We start from the raw sequence: 19134 nt of genomic DNA on the forward strand, positions 1-19134 counted from the left end.
GCTCCGCTCCTGTGGATATCTCCCGGTCAGTGAGGTGTCAGAGGCCCAGGGCGGAGAGCCAGGCGCGCCGGGCCTCGAGGGCCTCGGTCGCGCGTGCGAGGGCCTTCTTGTCCCCGGAGGCCTCGGCCGTCGCCACGTCCGCCTCGAGCTTGGCGATCGCGTCGGTGAGCTGGCGGGTCATGTCGTTGGCCCGCGCCTTCGTCTCGGGGTTGTTCCGCTTCCAGTCGACCTCTTCGCGACCGCGTAGCGCCTGCTCGATCTTGCGGAGGTCGTCGTCGAGCGCGCGCTCGGCGTCCCGCGGGAACACGCGACCGATCTCGTCCCAGCGCCGCTGGATCCCGGTGAGGAGCTGACGGGCCTTGGCGATGTCCCGCTCGTCCGCGACGGCGCCGGCTTCGACGAGCAACGCGCGCTTGGCCTCGATCTTCTCGCGGGAGGCTTCGGCATCGGCCGCCTCCCGCTCGCCGCGCGCCGAGTACAGGGCGTCACCGGCGGCCTTGAAGCGCGCCCAGAGCGCGTCGTCGGCCTTCTTGCCGGCTCGACCGGCGCCCTTCCACTCGTCGAGGAGGTCGCGATACGCGGGGATGCCCTCCTCGCCGCGCGGCGCGAGGGCTTCAGCGCGTTCGACGAGCCGGGTCTTGCGGTCGCGCACGGCCTTGTGGGCCTCGTCGAGCTCTGCGTAGAACTCGCGCCGGTGCTTGTCGACGCTCGCACGCGCATCGCGGAAGCGCTTCCAGAGCTGCTGAGCGGTCGCCTTCGGGAGGCGGGGGCCGTTCTGCTGCTGGGACTGCCACTGATCGAACAGCGCCGTCATCTCGGCGGACGCCTGCTTCCACTGCACGGTACGCGGGTCGCGCGCGGCGAGCGTTTCGGCTGCCTCGACGACCGCGGTGCGCTCGCGCACCGCCTCGTCGACCGCTTCGCGGGCGGCGGCGGCTTCGGTCTCGGATGCCGCGGCCAGCGCGTCGACGAGCGCGGCCACGCGCGCCTCGAGCGACGCGAGGTCGCCGACGGCGGCCGCCCCGTCCAGCTTGCCGGCGACGGTCTTCGCCGCGGAACGCAGGTCGGAGGCGGACGCACCGCCCCGGCGGTGCCGAACCTCCAGCAGAGTCACCTCGGAAGCGAGGTCGGCGTACTTGCGCTCGAAGTAGGCCAGCGCCTCTTCGGTCGAGCCGTCGGGATACTGGCCGACCACGCGCCACCCCGCGGCTTCACGGACCGAGACGGTGCCGTCGTCGTCGACGCGTCCCCAGGGCTCGGTCGACGCGGCGTCGTTGGCGGTTTCGGATCGGGATTCTGCTTCGGCAGTCACGGGATGCACCTCATCGCGGATCTCTCCGCCTGTGGGGGAATGAACGGCTCCTCAGCCTAGTACGCGGGCCCGTCCGGCCGGAGGCCGACTCACTCGGTGGGTGCCGGCGTCGGCGCCGGCGCGTCCTCGGACGGTGCCGGCGAAGTCTCGTCGGAGGGTGCGGGAGTCTGCGTCGGCGCGGGGGATTCCACGGGTGCGGGAGTCTCGGTCGGCGCGGGAACGCCCGGCCCGGCGGTGAAGTAGACCGTCTGCACACCGACGGCGGCGAGGATCAGGAGGCCTCCCACGACGACGCCGATGAGGTTGTCGCGGCGGCGCCGGGCGCCCTGCGAACGGTGGAACTCCGTTCGCGCCTGATACAGCCGCGCGCGCTCTCGCGCCTGTCGGTCCTTCGCCTGGGCCACCGGTTCTCCTCTACGACGAGCACGGGCCTGCTCGATCGGCCCGATCCTACGGCGCGGGCGGGGGAGCGCCCAAACCTGGGCGGCGGTGTCTGTACCGGCGATTAGCCTGGGCGGGTGAGTACCTCCGCCGCGCTCTTCCAGGGGCAGACGCCGCTGGCGGTGCGCATGCGCCCCGCGTCGCTGGACGAAGTGGCGGGTCAGGAGCATCTTCTCCGGCCGGGGTCTCCGCTCGTCACGCTCGCCGACGCCGGGACGACCGGGCGGACGGCGTCCTCGGTGATCCTCTGGGGGCCGCCCGGAACCGGCAAGACGACCATGGCGCAGGCCATCGCGCGATCCTCCGGCCGACGGTTCGTGGAGTTGTCAGCCGTCACGGCCGGTGTGAAGGACGTCCGCGAAGTCATGCAGGAGGCCGTCACGCAGCGCGACATGTACGGCCAGTCGACGATCCTCTTCCTCGACGAGATCCACCGCTTCACGAAAGCGCAGCAGGATGCCCTGCTTCCGGGGGTCGAGAACGGGTGGGTGGTGCTCATCGCCGCCACGACCGAGAATCCGTCGTTCTCCGTCATCTCCCCCCTGCTGTCGCGCTCGCTCCTGCTCACCCTGCGTCCCCTCACCGACGATCAGCTCGGGTCGCTCCTGGACCGCGCCGTCGAGGATCCCCGGGGCCTCGACGGCGCCGTGACGCTGCTCGCCGAGGCGCGGGAGGCCCTCGTGCGACTGGCCTCCGGCGATGCCCGCCGCGCCCTGACGGCACTCGAGGCGGCGGCATCCCTCGCGGAGGCTCCGGACGACGAGGACGGCGAGGATGACGCGGATCGGCGCCCGGAGATCACGGCCGATCACGTCGCGCAGGCGGTCGATCGTGCCCTGCTGCGCTACGACCGTCAGGGCGATGAGCATTACGACGTCATCAGCGCGTTCATCAAGTCGATCCGGGGGTCCGACCCGGACGCGGCTCTGCACTACCTCGCACGGATGATCGAGGCGGGGGAGGACCCGCGCTTCATCGCCCGCCGTCTGATCATCTCCGCCTCGGAGGACATCGGACTCGCCGATCCTCAGGGGCTGGTGATCGCGGTCGCCGCCGCCGATGCGGTGCAGTTCATCGGGATGCCGGAAGGACGGATCCCGCTCGCCGAGGCGACCGCGTACCTCGCCACCACGGCGAAGTCGAACGCCGCGTATCTCGCGATCGATCGCGCGATCGCCGACGTCCGCGCCGGGGGATTCGGCCGGGTGCCCCTGCACCTTCGCGACGCGCACTATCCGGGTGCCAAGAGGCTCGGCCACGGGAAGGGCTATCGCTACCCGCACGACAGCGACGTGGGCGTCGTCGCGCAGCAGTATCTTCCCGACGAGCTTCGCGGCCGTCGCTACTACGACCCGACACCGCGTGGCCAGGAGCGGGACATCGGCGCGCGCTTGGAGAAGATCCGTCGCATCGTCGACGGGGACTGAGTGCTCCGCCGGGGCGGCCGACGTGGCTCTGGTAGCATGGGACGGCTCGAAACCGAGTTTTCGGGCATCCCCCTCTTCTGACACCGACCTTCTGGCGTGCTCCGGCGTGCAGTCCAGACGGGCGACGAGGGGGGATACGCCCGCAGGCCGTGACTCGCACGGCCGCGTATCGGAAGGAAGTCTTCGTGGCAACGAAGTCCCAGGACCGCCGCAAGGTCCGTCTGTCCCGCGCCCTCGGCGTGGCCCTCACCCCGAAGGCCGCCCGCTACCTCGAGAAGCGTCCCTACGCGCCGGGTGAGCACGGTCGCACCAAGCGCAAGGCCGACAGCGACTACGCCGTCCGTCTGCGTGAGAAGCAGCGTCTGCGCGAGCAGTACGGCATCCGCGAGAAGCAGATGCGCAACACCTTCAACGAGGCCCGTCGCAAGGACGGCCTGACGGGTGAGAACCTCGTCGAGCTGCTCGAGATGCGTCTGGACGCGCTCGTCCTGCGTGCCGGCTTCGCCCGCACCACCGCGCAGGCCCGCCAGCTCGTCGTGCACCGCCACATCCTCGTCGACGGCGAGCTCGTGGACCGCCCGTCGTTCCGCGTGAAGCCGGGTCAGCTCATCCACGTGAAGGCGAAGAGCGAGGGCACCGAGCCCTTCCAGGTCGCCGCCGCCGGCGGGCACGCCGAGGTGCTGCCCCCCGTTCCGGGCTACATCGAGGTCGAGCTCGACAAGCTGCAGGCGCGTCTCGTGCGTCGCCCGAAGCGCGCCGAGGTCCCCGTGGTCTGCGACGTCCAGCTGGTCGTCGAGTACTACGCGGCCCGCTGACGCACCGTCAACAGGCCGGAGGGCGTCGGGGAAACCCGGCGCCCTCCGCTGTTTCCGCCTACGATGGGGATGCCGCGGCCCGGCGGATGGGGGCTGCGAGGAAGTGGTGACATGAAGAACGTCTTCTGGTTCGTGTTCGGTATCGCGAGCGGGTTCGTGCTCGCGCATCTGGTCAACAAGGACCCGCGCGGGCACGAGGTGCTCGCCGAGGTCGATGCGAGGATCTCCGAGTTCACCGATCGCATCGGCGACGCGTACCGCGAGCAGGAAGCCCGCTTCGCCGGCGCCGTGGACGACGCCGTCACCGCGGCGGGCAAGGCCGCCGAAAAGCTCACCGACTGAACCGCATCCGTGCCCTTTCGGGGGACGCGTGTGCCCGTGCTGCAAGGACCCCACATGAAGACCGCCGAGATCGCCCAGCGCTACCTCGACTACTTCCGCAAGAACGATCACGTGATCGTTCCCTCGGCTTCCCTGGTCACCGACGATCCGGCGCTGCTGTTCACCGTGGCCGGGATGGTCCCGTTCATCCCGTATCTGTCGGGTGACGTGCCCGCGCCCTACAAGCGCGCCGCAGACAACCAGAAGTGCATCCGGACCCTCGACATCGAGGAGGTCGGCAAGACCCCGCGTCACGGAACGTTCTTCCAGATGCTCGGCAACTGGTCGTTCGGCGACTACTTCAAGGAGGGCGCGATCCGCTTCGCGTGGGGCCTGCTGACCTCGCCCGAAGAGGAGGGCGGACTCGCCTTCGACCCGGCCGATCTGTGGGTGACGGTCTACGAGGAGGACGACGAAGCGCACGATCTGTGGCTGCGGCTCACCGACCTCCCCGAGGAGCGGATCCAGCGCCTGGGCAAGGACACCAACTACTGGTCGACGGGTCTTCCCGGCCCCGCGGGCCCCTGCTCGGAGATCTTCTTCGACCGCGGTCCCGCCTATGGCGTCGACGGGGGCCCGGCCACGGACGACGACCGATACGTGGAGATCTGGAACCTCGTGTTCATGCAGTACGAGATCACCAACGTCCGGTCGAAGTACGACTTCGATATCGTCGGCGAACTCCCTGCGAAGAACATCGACACCGGCATGGGGCTGGAGCGCGTCGCGTTCATCAAGCAGGGCGTGGACAACATGTACGAGACCGACCAGGTGCGTCCGGTCCTCGACAAGGCGGTCGAGCTGTCGGGTCGCACCTACGGCGCCGTCCACGAGGACGACGTGCGCTTCCGCGTCGTGGCCGACCACGTGCGTTCCTCGCTCATGCTGCTCGCCGACGGCGTCACCCCCTCCAACGACGGGCGCGGGTACATCCTGCGCCGCCTGATGCGGCGCGCGATCCGCTCGATGCGCCTTCTCGGCGTGGACGGGCCCACCTTCGCCGAGCTCTTCGCGGCATCCCGCGATGCGATGAAGGATGCCTATCCCGAGGTCGAGACGGACTGGGCGCGCATCTCCCAGTACGCCCTCGCGGAGGAGGCGACGTTCCTGCGCACGCTGGCGTCCGGATCGGCGATCCTCGACGAGTCGCTCGCCACCTCCAAGGCGGCCGGGCGATCCTCGGTGGCCGGATCGGAAGCCTTCCTGCTGCACGACACCTACGGATTCCCGATCGACCTCACGCTCGAGATCGCCGAGGAGGCCGGCCTGACGGTCGACCGCGCGGCGTTCGACACGCTGATGGCGGAGCAGCGCGACCGAGCGAAGGCCGACGCGCGCTCCCGGAAGAAGCAGCTCGCCGACACGAGTGTCTACCGCGCCCTGCGCGCGCAGGGCGAGACGGTCTTCACCGGCTACTCGGACCTGGAGACCGAATCGCGGGTGCTCGGCATCCTCGTGGACGGCCACCCCGCCGACCGCGCGACGGTCGGGCAGATCGCGGAGGTGGTGCTCGCCGAGACGGCGCTGTACGCCGAGTCGGGCGGTCAGGTCGCCGACAAGGGCGTCATCATCGGGCCCGGTTACGAGCTCGAGGTGCTCGACGTCCAGCGGCCGGTCCCCGGTCTCACCAGTCACACCGTCGAGGTGCTCTCCGGCGAGGTCGGCGTGGGCCAGCCCGCGACGTCGGTGGTGGACGCGGCCAACCGTCGCGCCGCACGCCAGGCGCATTCGGCGACTCACCTCGTCCACGCGGCGCTGCGCGACACGCTGGGCAAGACCGCCACGCAGGCGGGTTCGCTCAACCGCGCCGGCTACATGCGATTCGACTTCTCGTGGAGCCAGGCGCTGTCGGAGGCGACCCGGACCGAGATCGAGGAGATCGCCAACAACGCCGTGCGGGACAACCTCGAGGTGCAGACCCGGGTCCTTCCGCTCGACGAGGCGAAGGCACTGGGCGCGATGGCCCTGTTCGGTGAGAAGTACGGGGACAGCGTCCGCATGGTCGACATCGGTGGCCCCTGGTCGCGTGAGCTGTGCGCCGGTACGCACGTGTCCCGCAGCTCCGAGGTGGGGCTGATCAACCTGATCGGCGAGTCCTCCGTGGGCGCATCGAACCGTCGCGTCGAGGCCCTGGTCGGTCTCGAGGCGTTCCGCTCCCTCGCAGCGGAACGCGCCCTCGTGTCCCAGCTGTCGTCGACGCTGAAGACGCCGCGCGAGCAGCTCCCGGCGCGCATCGCCGAGCTGACGGCGAACCTGAAGGCCGCCGAGAAGCGCATCGCCGCCCTCGAGGCGAAGTCGCTGGGCGAGCGGGCGCCCGCGTTGCAGGCCGCCGCGCGTCGGTTCGGTGCGGTCACGGTGGTGGCCGAGTCGCTCGGCACGGCATCCTCCGCCGACGACGTGCGGACCCTCGCGCTGCAGGTGCGCGACCGCCTCGGAAGCGATGCCGCCGTCGTCGTGCTCGGTGCGGAGGTCGGCGGTCGTCCCGTGGTCATCGCGGCGACGAACGACGCCGCGCGGGCGACGGGCGCCAAGGCGGGTGCCCTCGTGAAGATCGCCGCCGGCGTCCTCGGCGGCGGCGGCGGCGGACGCGACGACGTCGCCCAGGGCGGCGGAACGGATGCCGCTGCTCTGCCGGCGGCGCTGACCGCCGTGACGGAGGCCCTGAGCGCGTGAGCGGCTTCCGCCGCGGCGTGCGGCTCGGCATCGACGTCGGCCGCGCCCGCGTCGGCGTCGCGCGCTGCGACCCCGACGGACTGCTCGCGACCCCGATCGAGACCGTGCCGCGTGACGACGCCGCGGTGGCACGCATCGCGGCCTTGGCGGAGGAGTACTCCGCAACGGAGATCTGGGTGGGCCTCCCCACCAATCTGCGCGGTGAGGACACCGCCTCCACGACCGACGCGCGAGGCTTCGCGGCGGAGCTCGCCGCTCGTGCCGCCCGTCCCGTCCGCCTCGTCGACGAGCGTCTGTCGACGGTGAGCGCGCACGCCGTTCTGCGCAATGCAGGCAAGAGCCAGCGTTCGTCTCGTAGCATTGTGGATCAGGTCGCCGCGGTCGTGCTCCTGCAGCATGCACTCGATGTGGAGAAGAGCACGGGGCGCCCACCTGGCACACCCGTCCCCCAGGAGTCTCCCTGATGCCCCACGACACCGATCCGTTCGCGGACCTGTTCGGCAAGTTGCCCGACCCGCGGACCCGGTCCACCGGCGACGGCGCCGGCCCGACTGCGGGGCGAGGCGCCCCCGCGGAGCGCCGCGCCGATGAGCACGGGACGGACCCCGTGCCGAGCCCGACCGGCCAGACACCGGCATCCGCTGATCCTCCGCTCACGCGGCGCCAGGCTCGCAGGACTCCGGACGCGGGTGCCGAGTCCCCGATTCGCGCAGATGAGCCGAAGACGACGGCGAGCCCCGGGGAGTCCGCATCCGCGTCGACGCCCGCGATCACTCGTCCCCCGGCGCCGGCGACGCCGAGTCGAGGGTCCGCCGCGACGGCGTCCTCGTACCCCCCTGCCGCGGAGCGACCCGCGCGCGCGGCGCGAAGCTCGGCGAGCACGGCCACGTTGGAGGACCTCTTCGCGCAGGAGCACGCCGCCGAGGAGATGGGACCCACGCCCCCTGCTCCCCGTCGGCGCCGACGGGTCGGCGCGTGGATCGCCTTGGCCCTCGTGCTCGTCGTCGTCGGAGGTGTCGCCGCGGGCGGCCTGTGGGTGTGGAACACCTACGAGACCCAGATCCGCGCCGTCATGGGCTGGGAGGAGCCGAAGGACTTCGAGCCCGGCATGGCCAACGGCGAGGCGTTCGTCACGATCGCCAGCGGTGACAGCGGCGGACCGATCTCCCAGTCGCTCTTCGACGCGGGCGTCACCAAGACCCCGGGAGCCTTCTACGACTACCTCATCGCGACGGCGCAGAACCCCCCGTTCCAGCCGGGGGTCTACGCACTGCAGCGACAGATGACCTCCGAGGCGGCCCTCGAGGCGCTGCTGAACCCCGAGAACAAGATGGAGGACTCCGCGCAGCTTCCGGAGGGGCTCACGGTGGAGCAGTCGCTCACGCGCTTGGCCGACGGAACCGGCATCCCGCTGGAGGAGTTCCAAGCCGCGGTCGCCGACCCGTCCGCGTACGGGGTTCAGGCGGACACGCTCGAGGGCTGGCTCTTCCCAGCCACGTACACCTTCGACCCGGGGACGACCGCCCCGCAGGTCATCCAGCGTCTGGTCGACCGGACGGTGCAGTCGCTCGACTCCGCCGGCGTGCCTGTGGAGGATCGCGAGGAGATCCTGACCATCGCGTCGATCATCCAGCGCGAAGCACGATTCGAGGCCGACATGCAGAAGGTCTCGCGCGTCATCCAGAATCGCCTGGATCCGACCAACCAGGAGACCTTCGGCCTCCTGCAGATGGACTCGACGGCGCAGTACGGGTACGGCGAGATGCACGCGGGAAGCGCGAGCACCTCCGCAGAGGCGCAGTTCGACGACAACCCGTGGAACACCTACGTGCGGACGGGCCTGCCCGTCGGACCGATCGCCAACCCCGGCGACGTAGCGATCGCCGCGGCTCTGAACCCCGCCGACGGCGACTGGCTGTACTTCGTCACCGTGAACCTCGACTCGGGGGAGACGGTGTTCACGAACAATCTCGCCGACCACAACGCCGCCGTGGCGCAGTGGCAGGCGTGGTGCCGCGACAACCCGGACTCGGGGTGCTGACCACCGGCGACCGGCTGGCTGTCTGGGGCGATCCGATCGCTCACAGTCGGTCGCCCCAGTTGCACGCTGCGGCCTATCGGGTGCTCGGTCTCGACTGGCGCTACTCGCGCCGCCGGGTCGACGTGGCAGGGTTCGCGGACGCCCTCGCCGGGCTCGACGCCCGGTGGCGCGGGTTGTCGCTGACGATGCCGCTCAAGTCGATCGCGCACCGCACCGCCGTGACGCACGATCGGCACGCGCAGCTCACCGGTGCGGTGAACACCCTGCTTCTGGACTCCGGGGGACCGCGCGGATTCAACACCGATGTCGGTGGCATCGTCGCCGCTCTCGCCGAGTCCGGAATCGACGCGGTGACCTCCGCGCGCATCATCGGAGCCGGCGCCACCGCGACGTCCGCGCTGGTCGCGCTGGCGGAGATGGGCGCCCGCAGGATCGAGATCGTCGCGCGGCGCCCCGACGCGGTCGAACCGCTGACCGTCCTGGGCGAGGCACTCGGCGTGCGTGTGGTCGGGGTCCCGTTCGACGCCGCCGCCCGGACACCGGTGCCCGTGACGGTCGCCACCCTCCCGGGTGATGCCGCGGTGCCCGAGGCCGACGGCATCCGGCTGGCCCGGAACGGGGGCCTCCTCCTGGACGTCGTCTACGGGCACTGGCCGACGCCTCTGGCCGAGCTGTGGCAGAGCGAAGGGGGCGCCGCACTGTCCGGCCTCGGGATGCTGCTGCACCAGGCCGTCCGGCAGGTGCGCATCTTCACCTCCGGTGAGGCCGAGACACCCCTTCCGGAGGAGGCGGCGGTGCTGTCGGCGATGCGCTCCGCCGCCGAAGGTCCGCTCGCGGCGTCATCCGACCCGGACGACGTGGGAGACTAGACCAATGCTCCGCGTGCTCACGGCCGGCGAATCGCACGGCCCCGAACTCGTCGCCATCATGGAGGGCCTCCCCTCCGGCATCCCCGTTTCGCGTGCCGCGATCCAAGCGGACCTCGCGCGCCGCAAGCTCGGCTACGGTCGCGGCTCACGGATGAAGTTCGAGGAGGACGATCTGTCCATCTCGTCGGGGGTCGTCCAGGGACGCACCCTCGGGAGCCCCGTCGCCCTGCGCATCGGGAACACCGAGTGGCCCAAATGGGTCGAGGTGATGAGCGCGGAGCCCACCGAGCTCACCGAACGCTCGCGCGGACGCGGGGCGGCCCTCACCCGTCCGCGACCCGGCCACGCCGACCTCGTCGGGATGCAGAAGTACGACTTCGACGAGGCGCGCCCGATCCTCGAGCGCGCCAGCGCCCGCGAGACCGCCGCCCGGGTCGCGCTCGGTGCCGTCGCCCGGGCCTTCCTCGGCGAGCTCGGCATCCGTCTGGTCAGCCACACGCTCTCAATCGGTCCGGTCCGTGTCCCCGAGGGTCGGGCGGTCCCGACGCCGGACGACGTGGACGGTCTCGACGCGGATCCGCTGCGGTGCTTCGATCCCGAGACGAGCGCGCGCATGGTCGCGGAGGTGGATGCCGCACGCAAGGACGGCGACACCCTCGGCGGCATCGTCGAGGTGCTCGCCTACGGTCTGCCGCCGGGGCTCGGATCCCACGTCCACTGGGACCGTCGCCTCGACGCCAAGCTCGCGCACGCCCTCATGAGCATCCAGGCCATCAAGGGCGTCGAAGTCGGCGACGGCTTCCTCACCACCACGCGTCGGGGATCCGACGCGCACGACGAGCTCTTCGCCGCGGCGCAGGGCATCACCCGCGCCACGGACAAGGCGGGCGGCACCGAAGGCGGGATGTCGACCGGCACCCCGCTGCGCGTCCGAGCGGGCATGAAGCCCATCGCGACGATCCCGAGGGCCCTCCGCACCGTCGACGTCGCCACCGGCGAGACCGCGGCCGCGCACCACCAGCGCTCGGACGTCTGCGCCGTCCCGGCTGCCGGCGTCGTGGCGGAGGCCATGGTCGCCATCGTCCTGGCCGACGTGGTGCTGGAGAAGTTCGGCGGCGACAGCATCGGCGAGACGCGTCGCAACCTCGAGGCCTACCTCGCCGCGATCCCGGAGACGCTCCGCTCGAGCGCGGACGTCGACGCGGTCCTCGCCACGCATGACCTCTCCTGAGAGCGGGGCGATCGTCCTCGTCGGTCCGATGGGAGCCGGCAAGACCAGCATCGGGCGTCGTGTCGCGCGCGACCTCGGCGTGGGCTTCAGCGACACCGACAAGATCGTGGTGCGGGACCACGGACCGATCCCGCAGATCTTCGTGGAGCACGGCGAAGCGCACTTCCGCGAGCTCGAACATCACGCTGTGGCCGAGGCGCTCCGCGCGGGTGGTGTCGTCGCCCTCGGGGGCGGCGCGATCCTCGACGCGCGCACCCGGTCCCTCCTCGAGACCCATCGCGTGGTCCTCCTCACCGTGAGCCCGCAGACGGTGGCCGGACGCCTGCACGGCGACGATCGCCCGCTTCTCGCCGGCGACGACGCTCTGGAGCGCTGGCACCGGATCTGGACCGAGAGGCGCCCGCTGTACGACAGCGTCGCCGACGTGACCTTCGACACCTCGCGCGGCCCCCTCTCACGGGTGGTGGATGCCGTCACCGCCTGGGTACGCGGCACCGACGCCCCCTCGACCTCCCCGACGACCGCCGTGTCGTCCCGCTCTTCCAAGGAGTCCTCGTGACCGAGTCCGTGACCGACACCACCACGATCTCCGTCGCCGGTGACGACGGGTACGACATCCTCGTCGGTCGCGGCATCCTGGACCGTGTCGAGGATGCCCTGCCGGCCGCGACCCGCAAGGTCCTGATCGTCCACGCCCCCACCCTCGCCGAGCGCGCGGGTGCACTGCGCCAGCAGCTGCTCGAAGGTGGGCGGGAGGTCCTGCTGGCCGAGATCCCCGACGCCGAGCAGGGCAAGCGCGTCGAGGTCGCCGCATTCTGCTGGCAGGTGCTCGGGCAGGCGGACTTCACCCGCACCGACGCCGTCATCGGCTTCGGCGGGGGAGCGGTGACGGATCTCGCCGGTTTCGTCGCCGCGACGTGGTTGCGCGGAGTCGCCGTCGTCCAGGTGCCCACCACGGTGCTCGCGATGGTCGACGCGGCGGTCGGAGGCAAGACCGGCATCAACACCGCCGAGGGCAAGAACCTCGTGGGTGCGTTCTGGCCGCCGCGTGCGGTGGTGTGCGATCTCGACCTGCTCGACTCGCTGTCGGCGAACGAGCGGACCGCGGGTTTCGCCGAGGTCGTCAAGGCGGGTTTCATCTCGGCGCCCGAGATCCTCGACATCATCGAGGCGGACCCCGTCGCCGCAGTCGATCCGCGCAGCGCGGGATTCCGTCGCTGCGTCGAGCTGGCCATCGAGATGAAGGCCCGTGTGGTGGGGGAGGATCTCCGCGAAGCGGGGCTCCGCGAGATCCTGAACTACGGGCACACGCTCGGGCACGCCATCGAGCACGCCGAGCGCTACCGATGGCGTCACGGTGCCGCCATCTCCATCGGCATGGTCTTCGCCGCCGAGCTGTCGCGTCTGGCCGGTCGCCTCGATGACGCATCGGCGCAGCGGCACCGGACGATCCTCGAGAGCCTCGGGCTGCCGACGACCTATCGCGCGGGCGCGTGGCCGCAGCTGCTGGCCACGATGCAGCGCGACAAGAAGAGCCGAGGCGGGATGCTGCGCTTCATCGTGCTGGACGACATCGCCCGGCCCACCGTGCTGCGCGCGCCCGACGAGTCGCTGCTGTTCGCGGCGTACCAGGAGGTCGCCGGGTGACGAACGAGTCCGCCGGCGCGCGAGATCGCGGCGATGTGCGAGATCACGGATCGATGAGGCCTCCGGCATCCGTCATCCCGCACATCTCCGCGATCGTGCGCGGCTAGGGTGATCGCGTGACCGAACGCCGCCTGCTGCTCGTCAACGGCCCGAACCTGAACCTCCTGGGCACCCGCCAGCCGGAGATCTACGGACGCGAGACCCTCGCGGATGTCGAGGACCTCGTCCGGGATCGGGCGGCACGCCGGGGATTCGACATCCGCGCGCTCCAGAGCAACCACGAGGGCGTCCTCATCGACGCGATCCACGCCGCACGCGCGGACTGTGCCGGCATCGTCATCAATCCCGGTGGATTGACCCACACCTCCGTCGCTCTGCGGGACGCCCTCGCCGGCGTCTCCCTCCCTGTCGCGGAGGTCCACATCTCCGACATCGCCGCGCGCGAGTCGTTCCGCCAGTTCTCCTACGTGCGGGATGTCGCCGTCGTCCATGTCATCGGCGAGGGGATCGCCGGGTACGGCCGCGCGACCGACGCGCTGATCGCCCTCATCACAGGGGACGGTGCCGCGGGAGGCGTCCCGTAGAATCGACTGTCGGCCGCGCTCGGCGCGTGCCCCGAATCCCAACGAACGGACATTCCACCTCATGGCATCCACCGCAGACATCAAGAACGGCGTCGTCCTCAACATCGACGGTCAGCTCTGGAGCGTCGTGGAGTTCCAGCACGTCAAGCCCGGCAAGGGCGGCGCGTTCGTGCGCACCAAGCTGAAGAACGTCGTCACCGGCAAGGTCGTCGACAAGACCTACAACGCCGGCGCGAAGATCGAGACCGAGAACGTCGACCGCCGCGACTTCACCTACCTCTACAACGACGGTGAAGGCTTCGTCTTCATGGACGTCGCCGACTACGACCAGCTCACGGTCCCGGCCGCGACCGTCGGAGACGCGGCGAACTTCCTGCTGGAGAACCAGCAGGTCCAGATCGCGCTGAACAACGGCAACCCGCTCTACATCGAGCTTCCGGCGTCGGTCGTGCTGGAGATCACCTACACCGAGCCGGGTCTGCAGGGCGACCGCTCGTCGGCGGGCACCAAGGCGGCGACGCTCGAGACCGGGTACGAGATCCAGGTGCCGCTGTTCGTCGAGCAGGGCACGAAGGTCAAGGTCGACACCCGCAGCGGTGACTACCTCGGCCGCGTCAACTGACGCGTGAGCGCCCGGAGCAAGGCGCGCAAGCGCGCCCTCGACATCCTTTTCCAAGCCGACGTGCGCGGCGAGGACATCCCCGTGATGCTCGCCGTCGAGGCCAAGCGCGCCGCCGCCGAGCCCGCCCGCGAGGCATCGTGGCTCTACGCCCGCGAGATCGTCGACGGTGTCATCGACAACCGCGATGAGATCGACGAGCAGATCACCACGTACGCCAAGGACTGGTCGCTCGCACGGATGCCGGCCGTCGACCGCGCGGTCCTCCGCATCGGCGTCTGGGAGATCCTCTTCAACGACGCCGTGCCCCCGGCGGTCGCGATCGACGAGGCCGTCGAGCTCGCCAAGGAGTATTCGACCGACGATTCCGGCTCGTTCGTGCACGGCATCCTGGGGCGGATCGCCCGCACCTCGTGACGGGGCGACAGCCCTGATCGGTGCACGCCGATGTCCGCGGCGGCGACGAGGATGATCCCGTGACCTCCCACTGGCGCGACCTCCTCGGCACCGGCGGGCGCGACGGCGATGGCGGTGAGGCGCTCGCGCTCGGCTTCGAGCTGCGCCGCCGCGAGCCGTACGATCCCGCGCGGTGGGAGCCGCGTGGTGTGGCCACCGTGACCACCGCGACGCTGACCGGCGTCGCGGGAGATCTCCATGTGGCCCTTCGACCGCTCATGCGAGGATCCCGCGGGGACTGGATCCGGGGGGACGTGTCCTGGGAGTCGCTGCGGCGTGGCCCCTCCCGCTTCCGTCCCGACCAGGTGCGGTGGTTCGCCGAGCTGCACGCCCTCTCCCGGGTGGCGCGGCCCGAAGCGCCGCTGCCCACGACCGGCGATGTGGTCGTGCTCGACGAGATCGTGTCGACCCATGTGTGGCCTCACCTCCAGGCGGCGTCGGATGCCGGCGTGCCCCTGGTGCCTGCGACGGGGCACCAGGAGGTGACGCTGGCCGATGCGGCGAGCGCACGCGTCGCAGTGGATCCGCGTCGCGGGGGAGGCCTTCGCCTGTCCGCCGACATCGACCTCCCGGGACTCGCTCCGGACGCGGCCGTGATCCGTCCGGTCGGGCAATGCGGCCTGTACGCGGCCGAGGCGCGCGGTGACGTGGTCCGGCTGATCCTCGCAGCGGTGCCCTTGCCGATGCCCCTTCCGCGTCTGCTCCTCGACGGTGCGGTCGACGTGCCGACGGGCGACACGGACGCGTTCCTCGTCGAGACCTACCCGCGGCTCGCGCGGTCGGCGCCGCTCTCGATCGCGGACGGGGTGCCCCCGCCCCCGGAGGATCGACCGACCCTGGGCGTCGACGTGACCTACCGGGACGACGGGGTCGCCGAGTACGGCATGCGCTGGCGCTACCCCGGGGTCGCCGTCGCCTTCGACGATGACGCGGCGTCCTCCGGCATCGTCCGTGACGCCGAGGGCGAAGCGCGGATCATCGCCTTCCTCGAGGGCCTCTGGAGCGCCGCGGGTGCCGAGTTCCAGCCGTCGGCCGTCCTCGACGATGCCGACGCCGCGGCGTTCGCGACCGCGATCCTCCCGGAGCTGGATGCGCACCCCGACATCGTCGTCACGGTCGAGGGGACGCCTCCCACGGCCGAAGCACTCCGCGGGGACCCGCGCATCCGGATCACCGCCGTCCCGTCGTCGGATCCGGACTGGTTCGATCTCGGCATCCTCGTGTGGATCGACGGCAGGCCCGTCCCGTTCGGTGCGCTCTTCCGCGCGCTCTCGCGGGGACGGGCGCGGATGAAGCTCGCCGACGGCGGATGGTTCTCCCTCCGTCATCCCGCGCTGCGACGCCTGAAAGACCTCCTCGACGAGGCGGGCGACCTGGACGAGTGGGAGACGGGACCGCGGGTCGCGCGGAGCCAGATCAGTCTGTGGGCGGATTTCGAGGATCTCGCGGACGAGTCGGATGCCGCCGCCGAATGGCGCGCGCTCGTCGCCGCGTTCGCCGACGAAGGGTCGCCGACGCCCCCGCCGGATGTCCCCACAGGGATCCGCGCGACGCTTCGTCCGTATCAGCGCGACGGGCTGTCGTGGCTGGCGCGCTTGCACGACCATCGGCTCGGGGGGATCCTCGCCGACGACATGGGTCTCGGGAAGACCCTGCAGCTGCTGAGCCTCGTCGCCCGCGACCGGGAGCGCGGCGGGCGGCGCCCCTGGCTGGTGGTCGCGCCCACCTCGGTGATCACCACGTGGCGTCGGGAGGCGGCGCGATTCGCCCCGGATCTTCGTGTCGCCCTCATCGACGGCACAGCGGCCCGGCGTGATCGCACGGTCCTCGACGTCGCCGCCACGGCGGACGTCGTCGTAGCGTCCTACGGCGTGGTCCGCATCGACGCCGACGAGTTCGCCGCGCTCACCTGGGCGGGGCTGATCCTCGACGAGGCGCAGTTCGTCAAGAACCCGGCGACCAGGATCCATCGCGCCGTCGCGGCGATCCGCTCCGGCGGTGTCTTCGCCGTGACGGGCACCCCGATGGAGAACAGCGTGGAGGATCTCTGGGCGCTGCTCTCGCTCACAGCGCCCGGTCTGTTCCCGTCGCGTCGCCGCTTCCGGGAGGAGTACGTCCGTCCGCTCACCCGGACGGATGGGGACGCGCCGACGCCCCTCGCCGTCGCGGCCGGTCGCTCCCACCGCGCGCGACAGCGTGAGAACCTCCGCCGACGTACGCGGCCCTTCATCCTCCGGCGGACGAAGGAGCACGTCGCCCCGGAGCTGCCTGCGAAGCAGGAGCAGGAGATTGAGGTGCGGCTCTCCCCGGCGCACCGCGCCCTCTACGACCGCGTCCTCCAGCGGGAGCGCCAGAAGATCCTCGGGCTCCTGGACGACCTGGACCGGCAGCGCTTCATCGTCTTCCGCGCCCTCACGCTTCTGCGCATGTTGAGCCTCGCTCCGGCTCTGATCGACGATCGCGATGCCGGGCTCGGCTCGGCGAAGCTGGACGTCCTGGTGGAGCGCATCGCCGAGGTGCGGGCGGAAGGTCACCGGGCGCTGGTCTTCAGCCAGTTCACCTCCTTCCTCGACCTCGCGGGCGCACGGCTGAGCGAGGCGGGCATCGTCCACACGCGCCTGGACGGCACCACCCGGGGCCGGGACGCGGTCGTGGAGGAGTTCCGCTCCGGTCGCGCCCCCGTCTTCCTCATCAGTCTGAAGGCGGGCGGGTTCGGTCTCACCCTCACCGAGGCGGAGTACGTCTTCCTCCTCGATCCGTGGTGGAACCCGGCTGCCGAATCGCAGGCGGTCGATCGCGCGCATCGCATCGGCCAGAGTCGGAGCGTCTTCGTCTACCGGCTGATCGCCGTCGGAACGATCGAGGAGAAGGTGCGCGCACTCCAGCAGCGCAAGGCCGAGCTCATCCGCGGGGTGCTCGACGACGGAGCCGCGTTCGCCGACGTTCTGGACGCGTCCGACATCCGCGCTCTGCTGGAGCCGTGATTATCCCCGGCTCGCCCACGGAGCGCCCAGGAGGGGCCCGCGTAGACTCGGAGAGTTCTTTTCCGACAGGAGCGACATGAAGATCACAGGCCTCGGGCACGCCGGGATGTTCATCGAGACCGCGGGGGGCTCGATCCTCTGCGACCCGGTGATCGGCCCCAGCTTCTTCGGTTCGTGGTTTCCGTTCCCGGACAACCGCGCGCTCGACTGGGAGCGGTACGGTGCCGCGGACTTCCTCTACATCTCGCACCGTCACCGCGACCACTTCGACCCGGCGCTCCTCGAGCGGTACGTCTCGAAGGACATCCGCGTGCTTCTGCCGGAGTACCCCACCGACGATCTCGAGCAGGACCTGATCGCCCTCGGCTACACCAACCTGGTGCGGACCGAGGCCGGCGTCCCCCTGGAGTTCGGGCCGCTGAAGCTCATGGTGACGCCGCTGCGCGCGCCGAGCGACGGCCCCATCGGCGACTCGTCGCTCTCGGTCGACGACGGCACCGCCTCGGTGCTGAACCAGAACGACTCCCACCCGCTGGACCTTGAGAAGCTGTTCGACTTCGGCAAGCCCGACGCCTACTTCACCCAGGTCTCGGGGGCCATCTGGTGGCCGATGGTCTACGACCTGCCGCAGGACGCCAAGCAGAACTTCGCCCAGCTGAAGCGCGACGCGCAGAACAAGCGCGCGATGTACTACATCGAGAAGGTCGACGCCGAGCACGTCTTCCCGATGGCCGGGCCGCCGATGTTCCTCCGCGATGCGCTGTTCCGGTACAACGGCACGGGACTCGAGAACGACTCGATCTTCACCGACCAGCACCAGTTCCTCCAGCACATGGCCGAAGTCCGTCCGGAGCAGAAGGGCCACCTGTTCCTCCCCGGCACGGAGGTCGAGGTGCGCGGGAGCGACGTCACGGTCACGCAGACGCTCTTCTCCGAAGCGGAGATCGCCGGGATCTTCGAGGACAAGTGGGAGTACCTCGCCGCGCAGCGAGACAGTCGTCAGGAGGAGATCGCGGCGGAAGAAGCCACCCGCGCCGAGATCATGCCGGCCGCGGAGATGCTTGCTGCGCTGAAGGAGTGGTGGGAGCCGCTGCTGCGGCGGGCGCGGACGATCCGAAACGGCGTCGGCGGGATGGTGCGCTTCCGCATCGGCGAGCTCGACATGGTCGTGGACTTCCCCAAGGCCAAGCTCCGGGAGTACGCGGGGGAGGAGTGCGTGTACTGGTACACGATTCCCGCCGACCTGGTATCGACGAACATCCGCGACCGCGAGATCGACTGGTCGAATTCGATCTTCCTCTCGATGCAGTTCGAGGTGGGGCGCTCGGGCAAGTTCAACGAGTTCCTCACGACGTTCCTGAAGTGTCTCTCGCGGGACCGCATCGAGTACGTCGAGAACTGGTACGCCGAGCAGTCCGATCAGACGGAGGATGCCGAGATCGACGGCTGGCAGGTCCAGCGCCGCTGCCCGCACCTGCGTGCGGACCTCACCAAGACCGGCAAGATCGAGGACGGCGTCCTCACCTGCTCGCTGCACGACTGGAAGTGGGACCTGGCGACCGGACGCTGCCTGACCACGACCGGGCACCCGATCCGCTCGCAGCGCGTCACCGAGGATGCCGCCGTCCGATAGGCTGTCCTGCGATCACCACAG

General features: G+C 70.6%; 17 protein-coding genes. 15 read left to right on the forward strand and 2 right to left on the reverse strand.

Features of this window, described 5'->3' with window-relative positions; translation table 11 throughout:
* Positions 1–37: 37 nt before the first annotated feature.
* Together KZC50_RS10895 and KZC50_RS10900 are read right to left on the reverse strand one after the other, a co-directional pair.
* Positions 38–1312 (reverse strand): DUF349 domain-containing protein, encoded by a 1275-nt coding sequence (locus KZC50_RS10895; protein WP_301132333.1) that lies wholly within the window; start codon positions 1310–1312, stop codon positions 38–40.
* An 89-nt stretch (positions 1313–1401) separates the two neighbouring features.
* Positions 1402–1716, reverse strand: a complete 315-nt coding sequence (locus KZC50_RS10900; RefSeq protein WP_301132332.1) for a superantigen-like protein SSL4 — start codon at positions 1714–1716, stop codon at positions 1402–1404.
* Between the two features lie 114 nt (positions 1717–1830).
* Here KZC50_RS10900 and KZC50_RS10905 point away from each other — a divergent pair, with 114 nt between their 5' ends.
* The 15 genes from KZC50_RS10905 (at position 1831) to KZC50_RS10975 (ending at position 19113) form a co-directional block, all read left to right on the forward strand.
* Positions 1831–3180 (forward strand): replication-associated recombination protein A, encoded by a 1350-nt coding sequence (locus KZC50_RS10905; RefSeq protein WP_310891705.1) that lies wholly within the window; start codon positions 1831–1833, stop codon positions 3178–3180.
* A 185-nt stretch (positions 3181–3365) separates the two neighbouring features.
* Positions 3366–3995 (forward strand): 30S ribosomal protein S4, encoded by a 630-nt coding sequence (rpsD, locus tag KZC50_RS10910; RefSeq protein ID WP_053547503.1) that lies wholly within the window; start codon positions 3366–3368, stop codon positions 3993–3995.
* 111 nt (positions 3996–4106) lie between these two features.
* Entirely contained in the window at positions 4107–4337 is a 231-nt protein-coding gene (locus KZC50_RS10915; RefSeq protein WP_301132329.1) for an ATPase, read from the forward strand.
* A gap of 54 nt (positions 4338–4391) precedes the next feature.
* Positions 4392–7049 carry an alanine--tRNA ligase gene (alaS, locus tag KZC50_RS10920; protein ID WP_310891706.1) on the forward strand — a complete coding sequence of 886 codons (2658 nt, stop codon included), beginning with the start codon at positions 4392–4394 and terminating at the stop codon, positions 7047–7049.
* Positions 7046–7513, forward strand: a complete 468-nt coding sequence (gene ruvX / locus KZC50_RS10925) for a Holliday junction resolvase RuvX (RefSeq protein WP_053547424.1) — start codon at positions 7046–7048, stop codon at positions 7511–7513. The genes alaS and ruvX overlap by 4 nt, the downstream gene beginning before the upstream one ends.
* Before the next feature lie 425 nt (positions 7514–7938).
* Positions 7939–9090 carry an endolytic transglycosylase MltG gene (gene mltG / locus KZC50_RS10930; RefSeq protein WP_301132326.1) on the forward strand — a complete coding sequence of 384 codons (1152 nt, stop codon included), beginning with the start codon at positions 7939–7941 and terminating at the stop codon, positions 9088–9090.
* Positions 9060–9959 carry a shikimate dehydrogenase gene (locus tag KZC50_RS10935; protein ID WP_310891707.1) on the forward strand — a complete coding sequence of 300 codons (900 nt, stop codon included), beginning with the start codon at positions 9060–9062 and terminating at the stop codon, positions 9957–9959. Before mltG ends, KZC50_RS10935 begins: the two co-directional genes overlap by 31 nt.
* A 4-nt stretch (positions 9960–9963) precedes the next feature.
* The gene (gene aroC, locus KZC50_RS10940; protein ID WP_053547425.1) at positions 9964–11190 is read left to right on the forward strand and encodes a chorismate synthase; all 1227 of its coding nucleotides are present in this window, start codon (positions 9964–9966) and stop codon (positions 11188–11190) included.
* Positions 11177–11749, forward strand: coding sequence for a shikimate kinase (locus tag KZC50_RS10945; protein WP_310891708.1), 573 nt, complete (start codon positions 11177–11179; stop codon positions 11747–11749). Before aroC ends, KZC50_RS10945 begins: the two co-directional genes overlap by 14 nt.
* Positions 11750–11757: 8 nt before the next feature.
* Positions 11758–12837: a 3-dehydroquinate synthase gene (gene aroB / locus KZC50_RS10950; protein WP_310891916.1), complete on the forward strand. Its 1080-nt coding sequence runs from the start codon at positions 11758–11760 to the stop codon at positions 12835–12837.
* 116 nt (positions 12838–12953) lie between these two features.
* Positions 12954–13421, forward strand: coding sequence for a type II 3-dehydroquinate dehydratase (locus tag KZC50_RS10955; protein WP_310891709.1), 468 nt, complete (start codon positions 12954–12956; stop codon positions 13419–13421).
* A 61-nt stretch (positions 13422–13482) separates the two neighbouring features.
* Positions 13483–14043, forward strand: coding sequence for an elongation factor P (gene efp, locus KZC50_RS10960; RefSeq protein WP_053547428.1), 561 nt, complete (start codon positions 13483–13485; stop codon positions 14041–14043).
* Positions 14044–14046: 3 nt separating this feature from the next.
* A complete protein-coding gene (gene nusB, locus KZC50_RS10965; protein WP_053547429.1) occupies positions 14047–14457 on the forward strand; it encodes a transcription antitermination factor NusB in 411 nt (136 codons plus the stop codon).
* A gap of 59 nt (positions 14458–14516) precedes the next feature.
* Positions 14517–17480, forward strand: coding sequence for a DEAD/DEAH box helicase (locus KZC50_RS10970; protein WP_310891710.1), 2964 nt, complete (start codon positions 14517–14519; stop codon positions 17478–17480).
* A 76-nt stretch (positions 17481–17556) separates the two neighbouring features.
* Positions 17557–19113 carry a Rieske 2Fe-2S domain-containing protein gene (locus KZC50_RS10975; RefSeq protein WP_310891711.1) on the forward strand — a complete coding sequence of 519 codons (1557 nt, stop codon included), beginning with the start codon at positions 17557–17559 and terminating at the stop codon, positions 19111–19113.
* The last annotated feature ends 21 nt before the right edge of the window (positions 19114–19134 follow it).

Origin of the sequence: Microbacterium aurantiacum (genome assembly GCF_031625015.1) — a bacterium.
GTDB lineage: Bacteria > Actinomycetota > Actinomycetes > Actinomycetales > Microbacteriaceae > Microbacterium > Microbacterium aurantiacum.